Origin of the sequence: Mitsuaria sp. BK041, assembly GCF_014193085.1 — a bacterium.
Classification (GTDB): Bacteria; Pseudomonadota; Gammaproteobacteria; order Burkholderiales; family Burkholderiaceae_C; genus Roseateles.
This window is the reverse complement of record NZ_JACHYT010000001.1, coordinates 886,125-907,669: the sequence shown is the minus strand read 5'-3', so window position 1 is coordinate 907,669 and position 21,545 is coordinate 886,125. Positions and strand designations below refer to the sequence as shown.

Below are 21,545 nucleotides of genomic sequence, written 5' to 3'. Positions count from 1 at the left end.
AACGCTGTAGCGATCCTGTTGCCAGGCGCACGCACAATCCCGGCCCGCAAGCGGAGAGCCCATCGATGAACGACAAGAGCGCCAAGGACAGCCACCGCCGACCCGGCGCGCCCCGACGCTGGCTGGTGCGGGCCCTGATCGGGCTGCCGCTGCTGCTGATCGCGCTGGCGCTCGGCGTCTGGACCAGCGTGCGCGCCAGCCTGCCGCAGCTCGACGGCGACGCCGCGATCCCCGGCCTGAGCGCGCCGGTGAGCCTGGGCCGCGACGCGCTCGGCACGCTGGTCGTCGAGGGCCGCACGCGGCTGGACGTGGCGCGCGGGCTGGGCTTCGCCCATGCGCAGGAACGCTTCTTCGAGATGGACCTGACGCGCCGCTCGGCCGCCGGCGAGCTGTCCGCGCTGTTCGGGGACAAGGCGCTGGAGCGCGATCGCACGCGGCGCGTGCATCGGCTGCGGGCGCGGCTGACCGATCGCTTCGAGCAGCTTTCCGGCGAGGACCGGCTGCTGCTGCTGGCCTACACCGAGGGCGTCAACGCCGGGCTGCATGCGCTGCCGATGCGGCCCTGGCCCTACCTGCTGCTGCGCGCGCGGCCGCAGGACTGGACGCCGGTGGACTCGCTGCTGGTGATCGCGGAGATGTACTTCATGCTGCAGGGGACCAGCTTCGAGGCCGGCTTCGAGCGCGCGGTGCTGCGCGAGCGCGCCGGCGACGCGGTCTTCGACTGGCTCAGCCCGCGGGGCGGCCGCTGGGACGCGGCGCTCGACGGCAGCCAGCTGCCGCCGCCGCCGATGCCGACGCCCGAGCAGCTGGACCTGCGTCGCGCTCCAGCGCCCAAGGCGCCGGCCAGCGCGTCCGTCCCCGGTCCCGCGGCCTCGCCGGCGAGCGCCCGCGCGGAGCCGCCGGTGCTGGGCAGCAACAACTGGGCGGTCGCCGGTTCGCGCTCGACGCACGGCGGCGCGATCCTGGCCGACGACATGCACCTGGGCCTGGGCGTGCCGGCGATCTGGTACCGCGCGCAGTTCCAGATCGGCAGCGGCGCGAACGGCCTGCGCGCCGCCGGCGTGACGCTGCCGGGCCTGCCGGCGATGGTCGTCGGCAGCAACGGCGCGGTGGCCTGGGGCTTCACGAACGCCTACGGCCAGTGGTTCGACTGGGTCGAGGTGCCGCCCGACGCCAAGACCTCGACGCACACCGAGACCCTGGAAGTCCACGGCGGTCCCGCGGTGACGATGACGGTCAGCGAGATCGACGGCGCGCCGATCGTGACCAGCGACGGCGAGCGCCGCTTCGCGCTGCACTGGGTCGCGCATCAGGGCGCGGCCTACAACCTCGAGCTGGACCGGATGCTGCGGATGCGCCATGTCAGCGACGCGCTGGCGTTGGCGCAGCGCGCCGGCATGCCGCACCAGAACCTGATCGCCGCCGACCGCGACGGCCAGATCGGCTGGACCATCGCCGGTCGGTTGTGGGCGCAGCCGGGGCTGCCGGACGGTTTCGGGCGCTTCGTCGCGCCGGGCGCGATGCGCCGGGAGTGGCTCGATCCGGACCGGGCGCCACAGGTGCTCTCGCCGGCGCGAGGCCAGCTGTGGACCGCCAACAACCGCCAGCTGGATGGCGCGCCCGGCGAGTTGCTCGGCGACGGCGGCTTCGATCTCGGCGCCCGCGCGCAACAGATCCGCGACCGGCTCGCGGCGCGCGAGAAGCACGACGAAGCCTCGATCGGCGCGATCCATCACGACGACGAGGCGCGCTTCATGAAGACCTGGGCGGCTCGGCTGCTGGCGGTGGCGCGCAGCGACGCCGCGACCCATCCGACGCACCGTGCGTTCGTGCAGCTGCTCGAGAACTGGAACGGGCGCGCCGACGCGGACTCGGCTGCCTACCGCCTGGTGCGCCAGGCGCGGCTGCGGGTGCTCGATACCTTGTGGGAGGCGTGGACGCTGCCCGCGCTGGGCGATCGGCAGCTCGACCCGAAGCGCCGCATCCGCTGGCGCAACCAGTTCGAATACAGCGCGGCGCGCGCGCTCGACGAGCGTCCCGTGCACCTGCTGCCGGCGGCCTACGCGAGCTGGGATGCGTTGCTGCTGGCGCAACTGGACGCCGCGGCCCGCGAAATCGCGCCGGACGGCAACCTCGGCGGTGCCACCTGGGGCGCGCAGAACGCCAGTCGCATCCAGCATCCGCTGGCCAAGGCGATCCCGGCGCTGTCGCGCTGGCTGGACATGCCGTCGGTGCCGCAGTCGGGCGACAGCAACCTGCCGCATGTGGCCGGGCCGGCCTTCGGGCAGTCGGAGCGGCTGGTCGTCTCGCCGGGCCGCGAGGAACAAGGCTGGTTGTCGATGGCGGGCGGGCAGAGCGGCCATCCGATGTCGCCGTTCTACGGCGCGGGGCACCGGGACTGGGTCGAGGGCAAGCCCACGCCGCTGCTGGCGGGCCCGGTGATCCATCGCATCACGGCGCACCGGGACTGAGCACGGCCACCGCCGTCGCAGGACGCGAGCGCCTATCGCGGACTCGGCACCTTGAACACCTGCCGCAGGTAGGCCAGGAAGGTCTGGTCCTCGCACATGGTCTTGCCGGGGCTGTCGGAGAGCTTGGCCACCGGCTGTCCATTGACGTGGGTCAGCTTGATGACGATGTTCAGCGTCGGCAGCCCCATGTCGTTGCTGAGCTGGGTCCCGATGCCGAAGCCCAGCTGGACGCGGTCCGCGAAATGACGGTACAGCGCCAGCGCCTTGGGCATGTCCAACGCGTCGGAAAACACCAGCCGCTTGGTGTTGGCGTCGATGCGCAGCTGCTCGTAGTGCGCCAGCGCCTTCTCGCCCCATTCCACCGGATCCCCCGAATCGTGGCGCAGCCCGTCGAAGAGCTTGGCGAAGTACAGGTCGAAATCGGCCAGGAACGCGTCCATGCCGATCACGTCGGTGAGCGCGATGCCCAGGTCGCCGCGGTACTCCTGCACCCAGTCCTCGAGCGCCGCCTTCTGGTGGTCGCGCAGCCGCACGCCGGTGGCTTGGTAGGCCTGCAGGTACTCGTGCGCCATCGTGCCGATCGGCACCAGCCCCAATTCCTTGGCCAGCAGCACGTTGGACGTGCCGCGGAAGGTCTCCGGCAGCTCGTCGCGCAGCGTGCGCAGCACCTCCTCGTGCCAGGCGCCGGAGAAACGCCGGCGCAGGCCGAAGTCGAAGAACTGGAACGGGTGGCGGCGCGGCGCCTCGTCACGGACGAAGGCACGGACCGTCTCGACCTTGCGCCTCAGCCGCCGCCGGCCTTCCTCGATCGCCGGCGCGGCATCGAAGCGCCGGAAGTACAGCTCGTTGACCATCGCCAGCACGAAGATCTCGAAGCCCATCACATGCACCTGCGGGCCGCGCACGATGATCTCGAGCCGCTCGCCGTCCGCGCGCACCGAAATGAAATCGCGCTGGAAACGGAAGATGCGCAGCAGGTCGATGAAGTCCGGCTTCATGAAGCGCAGGCCGCGCAGGTAGTCGAGCTCGTCGGGCCTGAAGGTCAGCGCGCACAGGTGGTCCAGTTCTCGCTCGAGGTCGGCCAGCAGCGTCGCGAGCGGGTACTGCGGCGTGTTGCGGCAGGCGAAGCGGTACTCGGCCTGCGCCTGCGGATGCCGGTGCAGCATCGCCTGCCACATCGTGAACTTGTAGAGGTCGGTCTCCAGCAGGCTGCGGATCACCGGCGGCGAGGTGTCGGAACGGCTCATGGGCGGCGACTGTACCGCCGCCTTCCCGCCCCTGCTTCCGGCCCTCACCCAGGCCCTTGCCCCGGCCCTCAACCCTGGCCCTACCTCGGCCCTGCCCCGCCTTCACTCCAGCACTCGGCGATGATCGCCCCCTGGTACCTCCGATTCGCCGCCGACGTGTTCCAACGCCCCGCCTTCCTCCCTGTCTCGTCCCGAGCCTTCGCGCTGGGCGCCGCCGCGCCGCTGCTGCTCGCCGCCGCGAACGCGCTCGCGCAGCTCCCCGTGGCCATCGAGCAACCGCCCAAGCCCGAGCTCGCGATGAAGATGGTCTACGGCGGCAGCAGCTGGCGCGATGCGCGCGTCGCCGCCTTCTTCGGCGGCCGCTCGCCGACCCTGCGCGCCGAAGTGCGCGAGGTCTTCCGCGCGCGCTACGTCGAGCAGGACGTCGACAAGCTGATGCTGGTCTACCAGCTGACGCCCGGACCGCGCGAGCAGTTCCGCTGCCCCGCCTGCGTGCCGGCGCTCGGCGCGGCGGTGCTGGCCGCCGACGCGCAGGGCCGCTGGCGCCTGCGCGCCAAGGGCCCACTCCTGATGGCCGGCGCGCCGGGCTCGGGCGACGAGGACCTGCAACTGCTGCAGCTCGACGAACAGCGCTGGATCCTGCGCAGCCGGCGCCACGACCAGGACCGCGGCCGCGAGAGCCGCAGCGAGCGCCTGGTGCTGGAGCGCGACGGCGAACTGCAGCTTGGCGCCGAACTCGGCTTCGACGACAAGCCCGGTCCGCAGGCCTGCGGCGCGGGCGCGGCGCCGCAGACCTCGGGCGTCAGCGTGCTGAGCCCCGGCCGCGGCCCGCGCGTGGAGATCGTGCTGCGCTTCAACGAAGGCGACTGCCCGGCGCCGCGCCCGGTGGTGCAGCGCACCCGCATGGAACTGCGCGACGGCCACTTCCAACTCGAGCCCGACGCGCCCGAACCCGACGAGGACGCGCCGCCCGCGAAACGCTGACGCAACGCGTGATGCGCGGCCTGGCGCGGCCGGACGCGGCGTCAGGACAGCTTGTAGGTCTGCAGGTGGATGCTGGTCTCGGTCGCGCCGATGCCCTTGATCAGGCGCACCCGCTCCAGGATCTCCGCCAGCTCGCTGAGGTTGTCGGCGCGCAATTCGGCCAGCAGGTCCCAGCGGCCGTTGGTGTCGAACAGCCCGGCCACGCCGGGCTCGCCCAGCAGGATGCCGACGACCTCGCGGGTGCGGTTGCCCTCGACGGCGATGCTCATCCAGGCGGTGATGTGCGGCTGGGCCACGTCGGCGCGCAGCCGGACGGTGTAGCCGACGATCTGGCCGCTGTCCTCCAGGCGCGTCAGCCGGTTGGTCACCGTCCCCCGCGACACCTTCAGCTTGTGCGCCAGCGTCGCGATGCTGGCGCGCGCGTCCTGGCGCAGCAGCGCGATGAGTTGATGGTCCAGCGTGTCCATGGAGGCTCCCGGAAGTCGCGACCGGGCCGCACCATCGTGGCGCATGTCCGGCGCGGATGCGCGTACAGCGCCCAGGGTTAACCCGGATTTCACGTCATTTCGACAGCCGCCGCTGCCGAAATGCCCAATCGGCTTCGATTATTGATCAGTTGTTTGGCTTCCTGCTGACACGCGGATCCGAAGAATGGAGGCATCTCCACTGCCATGAGACGGCCGATGACGACCCGATTGCTCCTCACCTCCGACGTCGCCCGCGTGGTTCGCCACGACGGCCTGGCGCACAGCTTCCGGACCCTGGCCCGCTACATCGCCGACGACTACGTCCGCTGGGCCGAATTCGACAAGAGCGCCCGCGTCGCCAACCATTCCGACGAAGGCGTGATCGAGCTGATGCCGATCTCCGACGCCGCGCTCTACACCTTCAAGTACGTCAACGGTCACCCCAAAAACCACCTCGTGGGCCTGCCCACGGTGATGGCTTTCGGCGTGCTCGCCGATGTCGCGACCGGCACCCCGCAGGTGCTGTCCGAGCTGACGCTCAGCACCGCGCTGCGCACCGCCGCCACCTCGGCGCTGGCCGCGCAACACCTGGCCCGCCGCGACTCGCGCGTGATGGCGCTGATCGGCAACGGCGCCCAGGCGGAGTTCCAGGCCCTGGCCTTCCACCACCTGCTGGGCATCGCCGAGATCCGCCTGTTCGACGTCGACCCGGCGGCGACGGACAAGCTGGTCCGTCACCTGTCGCGCATCGAGGGTCTGACGGTCGTCCGCTGCCGCGACACCGCCGAAGCGGTGCGCGGCGCCGACATCGTCACCACGGTCACCGCCGACAAGCGCAATGCCACCATCCTGACGCCGGAGATGGTCGAGCCCGGCATGCACATCAACGGCGTCGGTGGCGACTGCCCCGGCAAGACCGAACTGCATCGCGGCGTGCTGGAGCGCGCCAGCGTCTTCGTCGAGTACGAGCCGCAATCGCGCATCGAAGGCGACCTGCAGCAGATGCCCGCCGACTTCCCGGTCACCGAGTTCTGGCGCGTGCTGCGCGGCGAGGCCGCGGGCCGGCGCTCGGCGGAGGAGGTCACGGTCTTCGACTCGGTCGGTTTCGCGCTCGAGGACTTCGCCACGCTGCGCTGGCTGCGCGACCGGGCGCTGGCCCTGGGACTGGGCCGCGACCTGGCGCTGGTGCCGGACATGGCCGACCCGAAGGACCTGTTCGGTGAACTGGGCCTGCCGGCGCAGCCCCAAGGCCTCGGCATCGCCACGGGCGCCGCCACGCCGGCCCCGGTGATCACGCCGCTGGCCGCCTGAGCGCCTTTGCCCGTCGGCGCTCCACGCGCAAGCAAGCCGGTCCTTGGACCGGCTTTTTTTCGTCCGCTCTCGCGTCTGCGTCTGCGTGTGCGTGTGCATCGGCTGGCGTGCGCGGTCTGCGCTCCGAAGATACCGTCAACGCCGCCTTCCACCCACCCGCAGATCCTTCCCCCTTGCATGAGTCAGTCACGACGCCACGCTGCCTGATGGATGCGATTTACGCCCGGGGTTGCCCTTTCAAGAATCCGATTCGCCAGCTTCGCGCTGGCGCTTCTTTTTCAATCCAACGAAAGCAATCCCGCATGAAGTTCTCTCCGTTCCCTTCCCTTCTGGTGCTCGCGCTGGCCGTGGGCGCAGGCGCGGCGCAGGCGCAGGTGTATCTCGAAGCCTCGCTGGGCACCGGCAAGGTCAACGGCCAGTGCCGCGACCTGCCCAAATGCGATGCCACCGACGTCGACTCGCGCCTGAGCCTGGGCTACCTGTTCGGTGGCGGCCTGGGCGTTGAAGCGAGCTGGCTGGACTACGCCCGCGTCAAGGCCGGCGACGAGGTCAACGGCGCCCGCGCCAAGCTCAGCGGCTGGGGCATCGGCGGCGTCTATCGCTACCCGTTGACCGACCGGCTGAGCCTGAACGCCCGCGGCGGCGTGGCCTGGAACCAGATCAAGGCCAGCACCTGGGACAACAAGATCACCACCCAGAGCGCCCGCGAGCGCTCGGTCCAGCCCTACCTCGGCCTCGGTGCCGCCTTCGCGCTGAACGACACCTACTCGGTGGGCCTGGGCGCGGACTTCACCCGCGCCAAGCTGGCGAAGGAGAAGGCCAACATCCGCGCGTTCAGCGTGGTGCTGCGCTCGGTGTTCTGATCGTGAGCCCGGGCGGCCGATGACGCGGCCGCCCGGGTGCGGAACGGCCCGCGCGCGGGCCGTTCCACCTCCTGGGTTCCCGGACGCCGGGCTGGCTAAGATGCGGCGCTTGTTCCGCCCCCGCGCCTTCGCACCGACCTGCCGTGGACTCCGCTCCCTACGCCCCGCTCATCAAGGAAATCGGCCGCGGCGCGCGCGGCGCCCGCGACCTGACGCGCGAGCAGGCGCGCGAGCTCTTCGGACAGCTGCTCGACGGCACCGTGCCGGATCTGGAGCGCGGCGCCATCCTCATCGCGATGCGCATCAAGGGCGAGAGCCTGGACGAGCTGCTGGGCTTCGTCGAGGCCATGCAGGCCGGCGCGGCGCGCGTCCCGGCCCCCGAGGGACCGCGCACGGTGGTCCTGCCCACCTTCAACGGCGCCCGCAAGCAGGCCAACCTGATGCCGCTGGTGGCGATGCTGCTGGCGCGGGAAGGCATCCCGGTGCTGATCCACGGCCGGCATGACTTCGACAGCCGCATCAGTCCGTTCGAGCTGTTCGAGGCCCTGGGGCTGCCGGTGGCGCGGGACGTCGAAGAAGCCGGGCAGCGGCTCGCAGCGGATCGGCTCGCCATCCTTCCGACGGCGGCGATCCATCCGGGACTCGACGCGATGATGGCGCTGCGTCCGCGGCTGGGGCTGCGCAACAGCAGCCACAGCGTGGCCAAGCTGCTGGATCCGCTGCCCGGGTGCAGCGTGCGCGTGGTGGCGGTGACGCATCCCGAGTACGTCGACAGCATGGGGACGGCGCTGCCCGTCCTGAGCACCGGCGGCGGGCGCGCGCTGCTGATGCGCGCCAGTGAAGGCGAGGCTTATCTGCATCTGCGGCGCAAGGCGCATCTGCAAGGCTTCGCGGACGGACAAGCGATCGATCTCAATCCGCAAAGCAATGAGGATCTGGACTGGCCGCTGTCCACCGCCTGCGAGCCGGCGGACAACGCCGCGCTGATTCGCGCGATCCTCGCCGGGACCGTGCCGCTGCCGCCGCGCATCGCGGACCAGCTCGCCGCGCTGCGCCGCCTGGCGACCGCCTGAGCACGCGGCCGGCGGCCGCCAGCGCCTTTGCAGCTCCATTCATATGCTTATCTCGCCATAAGCAATCTACGAATTTGTAGTTCTCATATATATAAAGCGTTCATAGAGTCCAGACTCCCGGCCAGCCCAGGGCGCCAGCCGCGGTGTCAGATGACGCGGCGGGCCCTTCTTGAAACCCGGCCGGGGCCCAGCTGACGCCATGTACGCCTACACCGATTTCGACCGCCAGTTCGTCCACGCCCGCGCGGCCCAATTCCGCGACCAGCTCGAGCGCCATCTGGCCGGTCAGCTCCCCGACGATGACTTCCGCGCGCTGCGCCTGCAGAACGGCTGGTACATCCAGCGCCACGCGCCGATGCTGCGCATCGCCATCCCCTACGGCGTGCTGTCGTCCAGGCAACTGCGCCAGCTCGGCCGCATCGCCCGCGAGCACGACCGCGGCTACGGCCACTTCACCACGCGCCAGAACCTGCAGTTCAACTGGATCCCGCTGCCGCAGTCGGCCGACGTGATGGACCTGCTGGCCGATGTCGACATGCACGGCATCCAGACCAGCGGCAACTGCATCCGCAACATCACCAGCGACGTCACCGCCGGCGTCGCGGCCGACGAACTCATCGACCCGCGCCCCTACGCCGAAGTGCTGCGCCAGTGGTCGACGCTGCATCCTGAATTCGCCTTCCTGCCGCGCAAGTTCAAGATCGCGATCTCCGGCGCGAAGGAAGACCGCGCCGCCATCGGCTGGCACGACATCGGCCTGCAGCTGCGCCGCAATGAAGCGGGCGAGGTCGGCTTCCAGGTCTTCGTCGGCGGCGGCATGGGCCGCACGCCCATCATCGGCCAGGAGATCAACCCCTTCCTCCCGTGGCAGCACATCCTGCTGTACCTCGAGGCGATCGTGCGCACGTACAACCGCTTCGGCCGCCGCGACAACATGTACAAGGCGCGCATCAAGATCCTGGTGAAGGCCGAAGGCCAGGCCTACTTCGACGCCGTCAACGCCGAGTACCAGTCCATCCTGAACGACGATGCCGGCAGCCACGAGCAGATCATTCCCGAGGCTGAACTGGCCCGCGTCGCCGCCAGCTTCGTCGAGCCGCAAGGCGTGACCCCGGCCGCGGGCATCGACATCTTCGAAGGCGCCGCCCCGGCCTACCGCCGCTGGCTGGAGCGCAACGTCCACGCCCACCGCGTCAGCGGCTACCGCTCGGTGACGCTGTCGCTCAAGCGCCTGGGCCTGCCGCCGGGCGACATCACCGACGCGCAGATGGACGCCGCCGCCGACCTCTCCGACCGCTTCAGCCATGGCGAGCTGCGCGTCTCCCACGACCAGAACCTGCTGCTGCCCTGGGTGCGCGAAAGCGACCTGCCCGCGCTCTACGAAGCGGCCAAGGCGCAAGGCTTCGCCACGCCCAACATCGGCCTGCTGACCGACATGATCGTCTGCCCCGGCGGCGACTTCTGCGCGCTGGCCAACGCCCGTTCCATTCCCGTCGCGGCCGAGATCACCGAGCGCTTCCAGGACCTGGACGAGCTCTGGGACATCGGCGACATCGACCTGCACATCAGCGGTTGCATCAACAGCTGCGGCCACCACCACAGCGGCCACATCGGCGTGCTGGGCGTCGACAAGGACGGCAGCGAGTGGTACCAGATCACGCTGGGCGGCTCGGACGGCTCGACGCTGTCGGGCGCCGCAGTGCCGGGCAAGGTGATCGGCCCGTCCTTCGCGGCCGACGAGGCGGCCGACGCCGTCGAGGCCGTGATCGCAACCTACCGCCGCGAGCGCGAAGCCGGCGAGCGCTTCCTCCAGACGGTGCGCCGCATCGGCCTGGACGCCTTCAAGCAGGCGACCAACCGCATCCGCCGCACCACCGCCAAGCAGACCACCGACTGAGCCGCCGCACCATGAAGTTCGTTTCCAAGGCCCAAGACCCCTGGCACACCTGCGCGGGCGAGGACGGCCCCCAGCCGCATCCCGCCGCCGCCGACCACAAGCTGCTGACGCTGGAGCAGTGGCATGCCGTGCGCGACACCTGGCCCGAGGGCCTGGCCACCGGCGTGATCCTGCCCAACGACGTCGACGTGACCGAGCTCAAGGCCGACCTGCCGCGGCTGGCGCTGGTGGTGCTGCAGTTCCCCAAGTGGGTGGACGGCCGCGCCTACAGCCAGGCCCACGTGCTGCGCTCGCGGCTGCGTTTCGCCGGCGAGGTCCGCGCGATCGGCGAGGTGCTCGTCGACATGCTGCCGCTGCTGCAGCGCTGCGGCGTCGACGCCGTGCAGCTGCGCGGCGACCAGAACCTGGAAGCGGCCGAACGCGCGCTGACCTTCTTCCCCGGCCATTACCAGGCCGACGTCAACGAGACCCGTCCGCTGTTCGCGCGAGCCGGCGCCACGAGCCAGAAGGCGGAGGCCTGAGCATGAGCGGCGAGCTGTCCTCGCTGGACTTCACGCCGATCGGCGGCAATGACGCGGCCGCATTGGGCGTGTCCGCGCTGCCCGGCACCGGGGTCGGCTCCGCGATCGGCCTGTACGCCCGCAAGACCGCTGGCTTCGACGAGCGCCTCGCGCGCACGGTCGAGGTGCTGAAGCAGGCCGCCGCCGACTTCGGCCCCGGCGCGCTGCAGTCGACCTCGCTGGGCGTCGAGGACATGGTCATCACCGACCTGATCGCGCGCCACGGACTGCCCATCGCGCTGGCCACGCTCGACACCGGCAAGCTGCACGCCGAGACGCTGGCGCTGATCCCGCGCATCCAGGCGCGCTACGGTCTGGCCGTCGAGGTCTTCGCGCCGGTCAGCGAGCAGGTGGTCCACTTCGTCCGCGCCAACGGCGAGGAGCCGATGTACCGCAGCGTCGAGCTGCGCAAGGCCTGCTGCGGCGTGCGCAAGCTCGAGCCGCTGGCGCGCATGCTCACCGGCCGCAGCGCCTGGATCACCGGCCTGCGCCGCGAGCAGAGCGCCAACCGCGCCGAGGTCCCATTCCGCGAGGACGATGGCCAGGGCCGCACCAAGATCAATCCGCTCGCCGAGTGGACATGGGCCGACGTCTGGCACTACGTCCAGGCGCATGACGTCCCCTACAACCCGCTGCATGACCAGTTCATGCCCAGCATCGGCTGCGCGCCCTGCACCCGCGCGATCGCCGTCGGCGAGGACTTCCGCGCCGGCCGCTGGTGGTGGGAGGACTCGTCCAAGGAATGCGGCCTGCACGCCACCCACACCCCCGAATCCACCGATTCCCCTGAGACCTCCGGAGCCTCGGCATGAACGCCCCCGTGAACCTGGAACAACTGCTGCCGCTGGCGGACCACCGCCATCTGGACCACCTCGAAGAGGAAGCGATCTTCATCCTGCGCGAGGTCGCCGCGGCCTTCGAGCGCCCCGCCCTGCTGTTCTCTGGCGGCAAGGATTCCTGCGTCGTGCTGCGCCTGGCCGAGAAGGCCTTCAAGCGCCGCATCGCCGGCAACGAGTTCGCGGGCAAGCTGCCCTTCCCGTTGGTGCACGTGGACACCGGCCACAACTTCCCTGAAGTCATCGAGTTCCGCGACCGCCGCGTCGCCGAGATGGACGAGCGCCTGGTCGTCGGCCATCTCGAGGACTCGATCAAGAAGGGCACGATCCGCCTGTCGCATCCCCTGGAATCGCGCAACGGCCACCAGACGGTGACGCTGCTGGAGACCATCGAGGAGCACCGCTTCGACGTGCTCATCGGCGGCGCCCGCCGCGACGAGGAGAAGGCCCGCGCCAAGGAGCGCATCTTCAGCCACCGCGACAGCTTCGGCCAATGGCAGCCCAAGGAGCAGCGGCCCGAGCTGTGGAACCTCTTCAACACACGCATCCGCCCGGGCGAGCACTTCCGCGCCTTCCCGATCAGCAACTGGACCGAGCTGGACGTGTGGCTCTACATCGCGCGCGAGAACATCCCGCTGCCGTCGCTGTACTTCGCGCATGACCGGCAGGTGATCCGCCGCAAGGGCCTGCTGGTGCCGTTGACCGACGTCACTCCGCCGGAAGCTGGCGAGACCGTCGAGACCGCGCAGGTGCGCTTCCGCACCGTCGGCGACATGACTTGCACCTGCCCGGTGGAGAGCCCGGCCGCCAGCGCCGCCGACATCGTGGCCGAGACGCTGACCGTGACCGTCTCCGAGCGCGGCGCCACCCGCATGGACGACCGCACCTCCGACGCCTCGATGGAGCGCCGCAAGAAGGAAGGTTATTTCTGACGCGCCCGGGGCCACGCCCCGCGTCCGCCACGTTCACTGCCCCCACGGGGGCGCGGGCCGCTCCGAGGCGGCCCGGCAGGAGTTCCGATGACCGCCGTTCACAAGATCCATCAATCCGACGTCGACACCACGCACCGCGCGCTGCGCTTCCTGACCGCGGGCAGCGTCGACGACGGCAAGAGCACGCTGATCGGGCGCCTGCTCTTCGACAGCCGCGCGATCCTGGCCGACCAGCTCGACACGCTGGCCAAGCGCGCCGCCGGCCAGCCCATCGACCTGAGCCTGCTCACCGACGGCCTGGAGGCCGAGCGCGAGCAAGGCATCACGATCGACGTCGCCTACCGCTACTTCGCGACCAAGCAGCGCAAGTTCATCATCGCCGACGCCCCCGGCCATGAGCAGTACACCCGCAACATGGTCACCGCCGCCGCCGGCAGCGATGCCGCCGTGGTGCTGGTCGACGTGACCAAGCTGGACCTGTCGGTGGACGACGTTCCGCTGCTGCCGCAGACGCGCCGCCACAGCCTGCTGGCCCATCTGCTGCGCGCGCCCAGCATCGTTTTCGCGATCAACAAGATCGACGCCGCGGCGAATCCCGGCGACGCGTTCCGCAAGGTCTCGGCCGCGCTGGAGAAATTCGCGACGGCTGCCGGCATCGCCGTGACCGCGGTGGTGCCGGTCTCCGCGCTGCGCGGCGACAACGTGACCCAGCCGCTCGAGGCCGACTGGTACGACGGTCCCTCGCTGCTGCAGGTGCTGGAGTCGCTGCCCACCGTGCAGGAAACCGTCGAAGCCCCGCTGGCGCTGCCGGTGCAGTACGTGGCCAAGGACGGCGACGGCACCGGCAACAACCCCCGCGTGCTGTGGGGCCGCATCGCGCAGGGCCAGGTGCAGGTCGGCGACGAGGTGCAGATCCTCCCGAGCGGCCAGACGGCCGTGGTGGGCGAGTTGCGCCGCGCCGGCGAGCCGGTGGCCGCCTCGGTGGCCGGCGAATCCGCCGGGCTGCTGCTGGACCGCCAGGTCGACGTGTCGCGCGGCGACTGGATCGTGGCGCCGGGCGCCGCGACGCCGCGCCGCGCCTTCGAGGCCACGCTGGCCTGGCTGGACACCGAGCCGGCCGTCATCGGCCGCAAGTACTGGGTCCGTCACGGCAACCGCTGGGTCCAGGCCCGCATCACCGCCATCGACCACCGCCTGGACATCCAGACCCTGGCCGAGACCGAGGCGCATGAGCTCTCCGTCAACGAGATCGGCCATGTCACCGTCGAGCTGCAGGCCGAGCTGCCGCTGCAGCCCTATGCGAACAACCGCGTCGGCGGCGCGCTGATCGTCGTGGATCCCACCAGCAACCGCACCAGCGGCGCGCTGCTGGTCCGCTGAACACCGTCCAGGAGACCGCCATGGGACGCGTCCTCTTCGTCAGCGCCGGGCCCGGCGCCGCCGACCTGATCACGCTGCGCGGCGCGCGGGCACTGGCGCAGGCGGAGGTGGTGCTGTTCGACGCCCTCACCGACCCGGCGCTGCGCGAGCTCGCGCCCCAGGCGCGGTGGCTGGACGTGGGCAAGCGCGGCTTCTGCCACTCGACCAAGCAGACCGCGATCAACGCGGCGCTGGTGCGGGAGGCGAAGGCCCATGCGCTCGTGGTGCGGCTCAAGGGCGGCGATGCCAGCGTGTTCGGCCGGCTGGAAGAGGAATTGCAGGCGCTGGCCGAGGCCGGCATCGGCTACGAGATCGTGCCCGGCGTGACCGCCGCGATCGCCGCGGCCGCGCAGACCGGCCGCCCGCTGACGCGCCGCGGCGCCGGCCGCAGCGTCGCGCTGACCACCGCGATGACCCGCGAGGGCGAGCTCCAGGCCGCCAAGTCCGCCGACACCGAGGTGTTCTACATGGCCGGGCAGCAACTGGCCGCCCTTGCCCGCCGGCTGCTCGCCGCGGGCTGGGCGCCGGACGCGCCGGTGAGCGTCGTGTCCCGCGCCGGCTGCGCGGACGCGCTGGCCAGCGAGCATGAGGTCGCCACGCTGGGCGCCGCGTCGATGCTGCATCGGGGGCGGCCGACGGTGGTCGTCGTTGGCGCGGGCGCCGCGCCACTGGGCACGGCGGGCGCGGCAGTCCCGGACCGGGCGTCAGCCACCGGTGCCTCGCCGGCGACCGCGCCCGAGCGGGCCTCCGACCCCGGATTGGGCGAATACGCGACGCTTTCCCCGTCCCAAGACCTTGAGCCGCGCGGGCCGGAAGCGCTGGCGCAAACCCCGAACGTTTAAAATCCGCCGTTTTCCGTCAGCGCCGACCGAGCCCACCGTCCGGGAATCGCCTGGAGACCGCCAGGGACGCTGAATTTCGAGGGCCCCCCGCCGGCCCCGCCACTAGAAGAGCCGCTATGACCCACGTCGTCACCGAAGCCTGCATTCGCTGCAAATACACCGATTGCGTCGATGTCTGTCCCGTCGACTGCTTCCGCGAGGGCCCGAACTTCCTGGCCATCGACCCCGATGAATGCATCGACTGCGCGGTCTGCATCCCCGAGTGCCCGGTGAACGCGATCATGCCGGAGGAGGACGTCCCCGGCGACCAGCAGATCATGATCAAGCTGAACGCGGATCTCGCGAAGAAGTGGCCCAGCATCACCAAGCGCAAGACGCCGCTGCCCGATGCCGACGAGTGGAAGGACAAGACGGGCAAGGTCGATCAGCTGGTCCGCTGACCGATCCCCTCATCTCGCGGCGCCGGAGCCTGCCGGCCGCTGCTTCTCACAAGAATGGAAACGCAAGTGACTGAAGCGACCTCCGCCCCGCACGCGGGCGTGATCGAAACGGATGCCGTCATCGTCGGCGCCGGCCCGGTGGGCCTGTTCCAGGTGTTCGAGCTGGGCCTGCTCGAGATCAAGGCCCACATCATCGATTCGCTGGCTTATCCCGGCGGCCAGTGCATCGAGCTGTATCCCGACAAGCCGATCTACGACATCCCGGCGCTGCCGGTGGTGACCGGCAAGGAACTGACCGACAACCTGATGAAGCAGATCGAGCCCTTCGGCGCGACCTTCCATCTGGGCCAGGAGGTCACGACCGTCGAGAAGCAGGAGGACGGCCGCTTCTTCGTCGCCACCAGCAAGGGCACGCAGTTCCTGACCAAGACCATCTTCATCGCGGGCGGCGTGGGCTCCTTCCAGCCCCGCACGCTGAAGGTCGAGGGCATCGACAAGTACGAGGGCTCGCAGGTCCATTACCGCGTGCGCAACCCGGCGCAATTCGCCGGGAAGAACCTGGTGATCATCGGCGGCGGCGATTCGGCGCTGGACTGGGCGCTGAACTTCTGCGCCGGCAATGCCGACGGCAACCCGCACAAGGCCGAGAGCGTGATCCTGGTGCACCGCCGCGACGGCTTCCGCGCCGCGCCGGCCTCGGTGGCCAAGATGAAGGAACTCTGCGACGCCTACGAGATGCAGTTCATGGTGGGCCAGGTGGCCGACCTGGACGAAGGCGAGGACGCGCTCAAGGGCCTGAAGATCACCGGCGGCGACGGCGTCACGCGCGTCGTGCCGGCGGACCAGGTGCTGGTGTTCTTCGGCCTGTCGCCCAAGCTGGGCCCGATCGCCGAATGGGGTCTGGCGCTGGAGAAGAAGCAGATCCAGGTCGACACCGAGAAGTTCCAGACCAGCGTGCCTGGCATCTTCGCGGTGGGTGACATCAACACCTACCCGGGCAAGAAGAAGCTGATCCTGTCGGGCTTCCACGAGGCCGCGCTGGCGGCCTTCGGCGCGATGCCGATCATCAACCCCGAGAAGCGCGTCCACCTGCAGTACACGACCACCAGCCCCAAGCTGCACAAGGTGCTGGGCGTCGAGACGCCGGTGTTCGACTGAATCCGGCGGCCCAGTGCCCCCAACGGGGCGCTGGACCCCGAGGGCCCCGTCGGGGCGCCTGGACCGAAAGAGAGCCCGCCTGGCGATGCCGGCGGGCTCTTTTCATTGCGGGACGAACCAGCGCCAGCGCTGCGCCGGCGCGGTGTGGACCCAGCGCGCGGGATGACGCAGGCGTCGCCAGATCGACGCGCCCGGACCGTCCCCGATCACCGCCCGCCGCAGCGCCGCCACCGAGCCCTCGCGGCCGCCCGTGCGCATCAGCGTGGCATAGGCCTCGATCATCGCCAGCGCCGGCGTCATCCATCCGGACGGCGACCATTCATGCCGCCGCGCGAGGCGATGCTCCAGCTGCTCGGCGCGCGAGTGCGCGGCCAGCAGCGCCAACTCCCACAGGCGCATGTCCTCCTGGTACGGGTCCCGCGGCAGGGCATGCGCGACCACCTCGCCCAGCTCGTCCCAGTGGCCACGCCGCGCCAGCGCGATGCACAGGTTGGTCAGCGCGTAGAGCGGCGGCTGCGCGCGGTCGCGCCAGTCGCGCATCCAGTCGACGGTGTCGCGGAACAGGCCGCGCGAGACCAGCGCATAACTGGTCTCGCCCCAGCTCGCCATGTCCGCGCGCAGCCGGTCGCCATGTCGGCGCACCAGCCAGCGCAGCCAGAGGTCGCGCTCGGTGTCGACCAGCCAGCGCAGCAGCGCGCGCAGCAGCAACTGGCCTTGCGCGCGTCGCAGCAGCCGCGCGGCCGTGAAGGCGGTGATCAGCTCACCGCGGCGCCGCGCCTGCGCGATCAGCCAGTGGTAGGCCAGGCCGGGCGCGCCCTCCCCGCGCTCGATGCGGGCCAGTTGCCACGCCGCCAGTCCCTGTCCCCAACCCGCCGCGTCGATCGCCTCGCAGGCCAGGCGCGATTGCACCAGGTCATAGCCCGGCAGGTCGACCAGGCGCTCCAGCCACTCGAAGGCCAGGTCGCGACGTCCGGCGCGGCTGGCGGCGATCACCGCCCGGCGCGCGAGGTCGGTGGTCGGCTCGGCGGCCCACTGGGAGCGCACCGCCCACTCCACGCTGTCGGTGTCGCCGACCCGCTCCGCCGCCTCGCAGAGCACGCGGGCGGCGAACAGGTAGCGGCCTTCGAGCTCCAGCGCGCGGCGCAGTTCGGTGACCGCCTCGGCATGGCGACCCAGCTTGAACAGCGCATGGCCGACGTAGGCGTGCGGCATGCCGCGGTGCGGCAGGAGTGCCCGCAGCCGCTGCGCCGCTTCCAGGTAGGCCGCGTTCTCGTCGCGCGCGTCTTCCCAGTCGGCCAGGTCGCGCCAGAGGGCCTCGTCGTCCGGCACCTCCGCGATCAGCGCGCGCAGCCGGGCGACGGCACCGGCCCGGTCGCCGCGCCGCCAGGCGCAGCGCGCCTCCCAGGCCCGCAGCGCGACCGGGGCCGCGCCGGGCCAGGGCAGCGCCTTGAGCAGGGTCTCGATCTCATCGTGGCGCGACAGCTGCGCCAGGCGCTCGAAGCGCGCGATCCAGGCCGCTTCCAGCATCGGCGCCAGCGCCACGGCACGCTCGGCCGCGGCCAGCGCCTCGAGGTCGTCCCGCCCCTGGCTCGCGCGCACCAGCCAGGCGCTGGCGTCGCCGGGGCGGCTGCGCTCGACCTCGTCGACCATCGCGTCGAAGTCGTGCAGGCGCTCGCCCGCCTCGCAGACGCGTCGCACCATCGCCCAGACCCAGGTCGGGCGCGGATTCAGCAGCAGCGAGCGGCGCGCCTCGCGCAGGGCGTCGTCCGGCCGCTGGCGGCGCTCATGCAGCCAGGCGAGCAGCGCGATCAGGTCGTCGTCGTCATGGGCGTGGTGCAGCGCGCGCGTCACGACGCGCTCGGCGGCGTCGTAGTCGGGCTGCGACTCGGTCAGCAGGTCGACCTGCAGGCGCACCGCCGTGTTCCAGCCGGGGGACTCCGCCAGCACCGCCTCGCAGGCGGCCCGCGCGCCCGCGCGATCGCCGATCTGGCGCAAGGCCTCCGCCAGTTCGTGCTGCACGCGCGGCAGCGCGGTGAAGCGCCGCGCCGCCTCGACCAGCAGGCGCCGCGCCCGCGGCGCGCGGCCCGACTCGATCCATTGCCGCGCCAGCGCGACCCACAGGTGCCAGGTGTCGGGCTGGCGACGCAGGGCCCGCATCAGCCGGCGCGCGACCGCCGTCGGCCGCCAGCCCCGGCCGGCCACCTGCTGGAAGCACAACCAGCCGTCGCCGAGCACGACCTGCCGGTCCAGCTCCGCCGCGGCCCGATCGACGGCGTCGCGGGCCTTCGTCGGATCCGGCGCGGCATTGACCAGCAGGCGCATCGAGAAGTCGTAATCCGCATCCAGCGCCATGGCCCGCCACAGCGCCGGCAGCGCCGCGTCATACCCATCACGCCGATGCAGCACATAGGCCAGCACGCCCTGCGCGTCGGCGCGCTCGGGCGTGAGCGCGCAGGCCGCCTCGGCCGTGGCGACGGCCTCGTCGTGCCGCCCCTGCCGGCTGGCCTGCACCGCCAGTTCGCGCCGGGTCCAGGCGTCGTCCGGGTGATGCTCGCGCAGGCGCTCCAGGACCGCGTTGATGTCCTCGGGGCGGTCGGGCACCCAGTCGAACAGCAGCCGCTGGAGGCCGTAATGCGCCGGGTGGCGCCCGGCCACCTCGCGCAGCGCGGCCAGCGCCGCGCCCTGACCGTCCCGGCGCGACAACAGGCGCAGGCGCAAGCGGTGCAGCGCCAGGCCGAAAGGCTGCAGCGCGCAGGCCTCGTCGGCCCAGCGCAGCGCCGCGTCGAGCTCGCCCCGCGCCTCGTCCAGCAGCGCGCGCAGGCGCAGGACCTCGGCCGGATGCGCCGGTTGCACGGCCGCCTCCACCAGCGCCTGCGCCGCGTCCAGCTGCTGCCGGCGCAGGCGCTGCTCGGCGGCGAAGAGCTTGAGCGCGGCGTCGTCCGGCCGCCGGGCAAGGCCCGCCTGCAACAGCGCCTCCGCCTCCTCCGCGCGTTCGATCAGGTCCAGCTGCTGGTACAGCGTGATCAGGGGCGCGCTGGAGCGCCCGCCCCATTCGTGCTCGCGCTCGCGCAGGAAGGCCAGGCCCTCGGCCTCCCGGCCCAGCACGCGGCAGGCGGTCATGTAGGCCCGCGCGGCCTGCTCATCGGTGGCCAGCAGGCAGGCGGTCCAGCGGTAGAGCGCCAGCGCGTCCTCGCGCGAGCCGTGCGCCCATTCGAAGTCCGCCCACTGCCACCAGACCTGCCCCAGCACCGGCCCACGACGGATCGCCCGGCGCAGGCACTGCCGGGCCTGCCAGGCGCGGCGGCTGTCGAGCGCGAGGCGGTCGGCCCAGCGCACCAGCACCAGCGGGTCGGCCCCGGGCGCCGCCGCTTGCGCCTCCAGCGCGCGCGAACTGGCGGCCTGGCCGGCGATCGCCGACAGCGACGCGACCTGGCTCAGCCGCAGGTGAGGATCGTCCGGGAACATCGCGAGCAGGGCCTCGGTCGCCTCCAGGATCGCCGGCTCGTTGCCGTCGTAGAGCGCGACCAGCCGCGCGGCGCGCCAGGCCAGGCGGCTGCCCGGCGAGCGCGCGGCCAGCACGTCGCGCGCCACCAGCGCGGCCGGGCGGTCGTGCCGCTCCAGCGCGGTCTGGACGCGGAACAGCTCGTCGTGGTCCTCGGCCTCGGGCAGCACGATGCCGTCGAGGCGGTGGGCCTGGTCCGGCGGCACCATGAGCATCGCGCGCGGCCCGTGGGCCGCCTGCGCGGCGAACAGCGGCGCCGCTTCCATCTCCGCATGGGAGGGGTGGAAGGGATCGCGGATCAGCAGCGTGCGCCGCAGCCCGTCATATCCCGCCACGGCTTGCAGGTGGCCGCTCGCGGCCCCCTTCGTGACCAGCGCGAAGGGCACGCCGGCGTCGATCAGCGCGCAGGCGCTGTCCCAGTCCAGGCGGAAATCCCGGACCACGAAGCCGCGCTGCCCGGCCCAGAGGCGCTCGTTGGCGTCGCTGGTGCCGTCGTAGCAGATGGCCTGGGCGATCTCGAGGTGCTCGGCCGGCCAGCCCCAGTACTGGCAGAGCGAGCTCAGCGTGGCCGGCGCGCAGGTGGACCAATGCTGGCGCACGAAAGGCAGCCGGAGCAGCACCCGCGCCTGCCCCGGCGACGGATCGACCAGGCGTTCGGCGAGCGCGCTGTAGAAGCCGGTCCCCGGCACGCGCAGCGCCGCCTCGCGCGCTTCGGCATGGCGCCCCAGGCGCATCAGCGCGTCGGCGCGCCGGGCCTCCAGGTAGCCGAGTTCAGCCACGTTCGCGCGCGGCATCATCCGCTGGGCTTCTTCCAGCAGCACCAGCACCTCGGACCAGGCCTCGCGCTCGTTGAGCAGATCCGCCAGCTGCAGCGCGATGGCCGCGCACTCGGTGCTCGCCATCGCGGCGCGCAGCACCTCGACGGCCTCGTCCTGGCGGTTCAGCAGCGTGAGCGCGCGGGCTTCGGCCTGGAGTCCGGAGCGGTAGCCGGGGCACAGCGCCAGCGCCTCGCGGGCCCGCGCCAGCATGTCCTCGTAGCGGTCCTGGCCCATCAGGGTGAAGCTGTACTCGATGCGCAGCCACGGGTCGGACGGATCGAGCGCGATCGCCCGCTCGTGCTCGGCGCAGGCGCGGCTGAAGTCGCGCAGTTGGCCGAGCCAGGTGCCGCGCAGCGCGTGCTCGTCGGCGCGGGCCGCATCGTCCTGGCCGGGCGGGGACGGGAAGCGGCGCCAGGCCCGCCACATGCCGAACGGTCCCTGCCGCGCCAGCACCGTGCGCAGCAGGTACAGCCGCGCCTGCGGGTGACCGGGGTGGCGACGCCCCAGGCGCAGCGCCAGCGCCTCGGCGCGGCGGTCGTCGCCCAGGTAGCTCAGCGCGCGGATGGCGCGGACGGCGGCATCCGGCGAACCGTCGGCAATCCAGCCGTCGATCCGGTCGGCGACCGTCAGGTAGTGCCCGAGATCCAGCGATCGATCGATCGCCGACCAGTCTTGTTCTGGAAGCGTGGGCGCGCTCCCCTCCCTCATGTTCATGCGCGCGATGC

The 21,545-nt window shown here is 71.6% G+C and carries 16 protein-coding genes; 13 read left to right on the top strand and 3 right to left on the bottom strand.

The window, feature by feature from the left end; all coding sequences use genetic code 11:
• Positions 1-65 precede the first annotated feature (65 nt).
• Positions 66-2,471 carry a penicillin acylase family protein gene (locus tag FHT38_RS03925; RefSeq protein ID WP_183490094.1) on the top strand — a complete coding sequence of 802 codons (2,406 nt, stop codon included), beginning with the start codon at positions 66-68 and terminating at the stop codon, positions 2,469-2,471.
• 32 nt (positions 2,472-2,503) lie between these two features.
• Here the strand turns inward: FHT38_RS03925 and pncB are convergent, their stop codons facing one another.
• On the bottom strand, positions 2,504-3,718 hold the full coding sequence (gene pncB / locus FHT38_RS03920; protein ID WP_183490091.1) for a nicotinate phosphoribosyltransferase: 1,215 nt from the start codon (positions 3,716-3,718) through the stop codon (positions 2,504-2,506).
• Between the two features lie 120 nt (positions 3,719-3,838).
• On the opposite strand from pncB, the gene FHT38_RS03915 reads away from it, so the two are divergent.
• Positions 3,839-4,702, top strand: a complete 864-nt coding sequence (locus FHT38_RS03915; protein WP_183490088.1) for a hypothetical protein — start codon at positions 3,839-3,841, stop codon at positions 4,700-4,702.
• Positions 4,703-4,743: 41 nt separating this feature from the next.
• Here FHT38_RS03915 and FHT38_RS03910 read toward each other — a convergent pair whose 3' ends face one another.
• The gene (locus FHT38_RS03910) at positions 4,744-5,169 is read right to left on the bottom strand and encodes an Lrp/AsnC family transcriptional regulator (RefSeq protein ID WP_091722186.1); all 426 of its coding nucleotides are present in this window, start codon (positions 5,167-5,169) and stop codon (positions 4,744-4,746) included.
• A 216-nt stretch (positions 5,170-5,385) separates the two neighbouring features.
• Here FHT38_RS03910 and FHT38_RS03905 point away from each other — a divergent pair, with 216 nt between their 5' ends.
• The 11 genes from FHT38_RS03905 to FHT38_RS03855 all read left to right on the top strand — a co-directional run bounded on the left by FHT38_RS03905 (position 5,386) and on the right by FHT38_RS03855 (position 16,500).
• Positions 5,386-6,480 (top strand): ornithine cyclodeaminase, encoded by a 1,095-nt coding sequence (locus tag FHT38_RS03905; protein ID WP_183490085.1) that lies wholly within the window; start codon positions 5,386-5,388, stop codon positions 6,478-6,480.
• Between the two features lie 302 nt (positions 6,481-6,782).
• Entirely contained in the window at positions 6,783-7,343 is a 561-nt protein-coding gene (locus tag FHT38_RS03900; RefSeq protein WP_183478450.1) for an outer membrane protein, read from the top strand.
• A 143-nt stretch (positions 7,344-7,486) separates the two neighbouring features.
• Positions 7,487-8,416: a DNA-binding protein YbiB gene (gene ybiB / locus FHT38_RS03895; RefSeq protein WP_183490082.1), complete on the top strand. Its 930-nt coding sequence runs from the start codon at positions 7,487-7,489 to the stop codon at positions 8,414-8,416.
• A 199-nt stretch (positions 8,417-8,615) separates the two neighbouring features.
• The gene (locus FHT38_RS03890) at positions 8,616-10,313 is read left to right on the top strand and encodes a nitrite/sulfite reductase (protein WP_183490079.1); all 1,698 of its coding nucleotides are present in this window, start codon (positions 8,616-8,618) and stop codon (positions 10,311-10,313) included.
• A gap of 11 nt (positions 10,314-10,324) precedes the next feature.
• Positions 10,325-10,834 carry a DUF934 domain-containing protein gene (locus FHT38_RS03885; RefSeq protein ID WP_091722165.1) on the top strand — a complete coding sequence of 170 codons (510 nt, stop codon included), beginning with the start codon at positions 10,325-10,327 and terminating at the stop codon, positions 10,832-10,834.
• Positions 10,835-10,836: 2 nt separating this feature from the next.
• The gene (locus FHT38_RS03880; RefSeq protein WP_183490076.1) at positions 10,837-11,685 is read left to right on the top strand and encodes a phosphoadenylyl-sulfate reductase; all 849 of its coding nucleotides are present in this window, start codon (positions 10,837-10,839) and stop codon (positions 11,683-11,685) included.
• Positions 11,682-12,641 (top strand): sulfate adenylyltransferase subunit CysD, encoded by a 960-nt coding sequence (gene cysD, locus FHT38_RS03875; RefSeq protein WP_183490073.1) that lies wholly within the window; start codon positions 11,682-11,684, stop codon positions 12,639-12,641. The genes FHT38_RS03880 and cysD overlap by 4 nt, the downstream gene beginning before the upstream one ends.
• Positions 12,642-12,728: 87 nt before the next feature.
• On the top strand, positions 12,729-14,021 hold the full coding sequence (locus FHT38_RS03870) for a sulfate adenylyltransferase subunit 1 (RefSeq protein ID WP_183490070.1): 1,293 nt from the start codon (positions 12,729-12,731) through the stop codon (positions 14,019-14,021).
• Between the two features lie 20 nt (positions 14,022-14,041).
• Positions 14,042-14,902 (top strand): uroporphyrinogen-III C-methyltransferase, encoded by an 861-nt coding sequence (gene cobA, locus FHT38_RS03865; RefSeq protein WP_183478445.1) that lies wholly within the window; start codon positions 14,042-14,044, stop codon positions 14,900-14,902.
• Positions 14,903-15,018: 116 nt separating this feature from the next.
• Positions 15,019-15,342 carry a ferredoxin FdxA gene (fdxA, locus tag FHT38_RS03860; RefSeq protein ID WP_091722144.1) on the top strand — a complete coding sequence of 108 codons (324 nt, stop codon included), beginning with the start codon at positions 15,019-15,021 and terminating at the stop codon, positions 15,340-15,342.
• Positions 15,343-15,408: 66 nt separating this feature from the next.
• Entirely contained in the window at positions 15,409-16,500 is a 1,092-nt protein-coding gene (locus FHT38_RS03855; RefSeq protein WP_404932389.1) for an NAD(P)/FAD-dependent oxidoreductase, read from the top strand.
• A 102-nt stretch (positions 16,501-16,602) separates the two neighbouring features.
• Here the strand turns inward: FHT38_RS03855 and FHT38_RS03850 are convergent, their stop codons facing one another.
• Positions 16,603-21,534: a C39 family peptidase gene (locus tag FHT38_RS03850; RefSeq protein ID WP_183490067.1), complete on the bottom strand. Its 4,932-nt coding sequence runs from the start codon at positions 21,532-21,534 to the stop codon at positions 16,603-16,605.
• Positions 21,535-21,545 lie beyond the last annotated feature (11 nt).

What these genes read in the sequence shown, in the direction of transcription:
- FHT38_RS03925 (WP_183490094.1), top strand. Translation starts at nt 66, where the DNA reads ATGAACGACAAGAGCGCCAAGGACAGCCACCGCCGACCCGGCGCGCCC.
- pncB (WP_183490091.1), bottom strand. Translation starts at nt 3,718, where the DNA reads ATGAGCCGTTCCGACACCTCGCCGCCGGTGATCCGCAGCCTGCTGGAG.
- FHT38_RS03915 (WP_183490088.1), top strand. Translation starts at nt 3,839, where the DNA reads ATGATCGCCCCCTGGTACCTCCGATTCGCCGCCGACGTGTTCCAACGC.
- FHT38_RS03910 (WP_091722186.1), bottom strand. Translation starts at nt 5,169, where the DNA reads ATGGACACGCTGGACCATCAACTCATCGCGCTGCTGCGCCAGGACGCG.
- FHT38_RS03905 (WP_183490085.1), top strand. Translation starts at nt 5,386, where the DNA reads ATGACGACCCGATTGCTCCTCACCTCCGACGTCGCCCGCGTGGTTCGC.
- FHT38_RS03900 (WP_183478450.1), top strand. Translation starts at nt 6,783, where the DNA reads ATGAAGTTCTCTCCGTTCCCTTCCCTTCTGGTGCTCGCGCTGGCCGTG.
- FHT38_RS03890 (WP_183490079.1), top strand. Translation starts at nt 8,616, where the DNA reads ATGTACGCCTACACCGATTTCGACCGCCAGTTCGTCCACGCCCGCGCG.
- FHT38_RS03885 (WP_091722165.1), top strand. Translation starts at nt 10,325, where the DNA reads ATGAAGTTCGTTTCCAAGGCCCAAGACCCCTGGCACACCTGCGCGGGC.
- FHT38_RS03880 (WP_183490076.1), top strand. Translation starts at nt 10,837, where the DNA reads ATGAGCGGCGAGCTGTCCTCGCTGGACTTCACGCCGATCGGCGGCAAT.
- cysD (WP_183490073.1), top strand. Translation starts at nt 11,682, where the DNA reads ATGAACGCCCCCGTGAACCTGGAACAACTGCTGCCGCTGGCGGACCAC.
- FHT38_RS03870 (WP_183490070.1), top strand. Translation starts at nt 12,729, where the DNA reads ATGACCGCCGTTCACAAGATCCATCAATCCGACGTCGACACCACGCAC.
- cobA (WP_183478445.1), top strand. Translation starts at nt 14,042, where the DNA reads ATGGGACGCGTCCTCTTCGTCAGCGCCGGGCCCGGCGCCGCCGACCTG.
- fdxA (WP_091722144.1), top strand. Translation starts at nt 15,019, where the DNA reads ATGACCCACGTCGTCACCGAAGCCTGCATTCGCTGCAAATACACCGAT.
- FHT38_RS03850 (WP_183490067.1), bottom strand. Translation starts at nt 21,534, where the DNA reads ATGAACATGAGGGAGGGGAGCGCGCCCACGCTTCCAGAACAAGACTGG.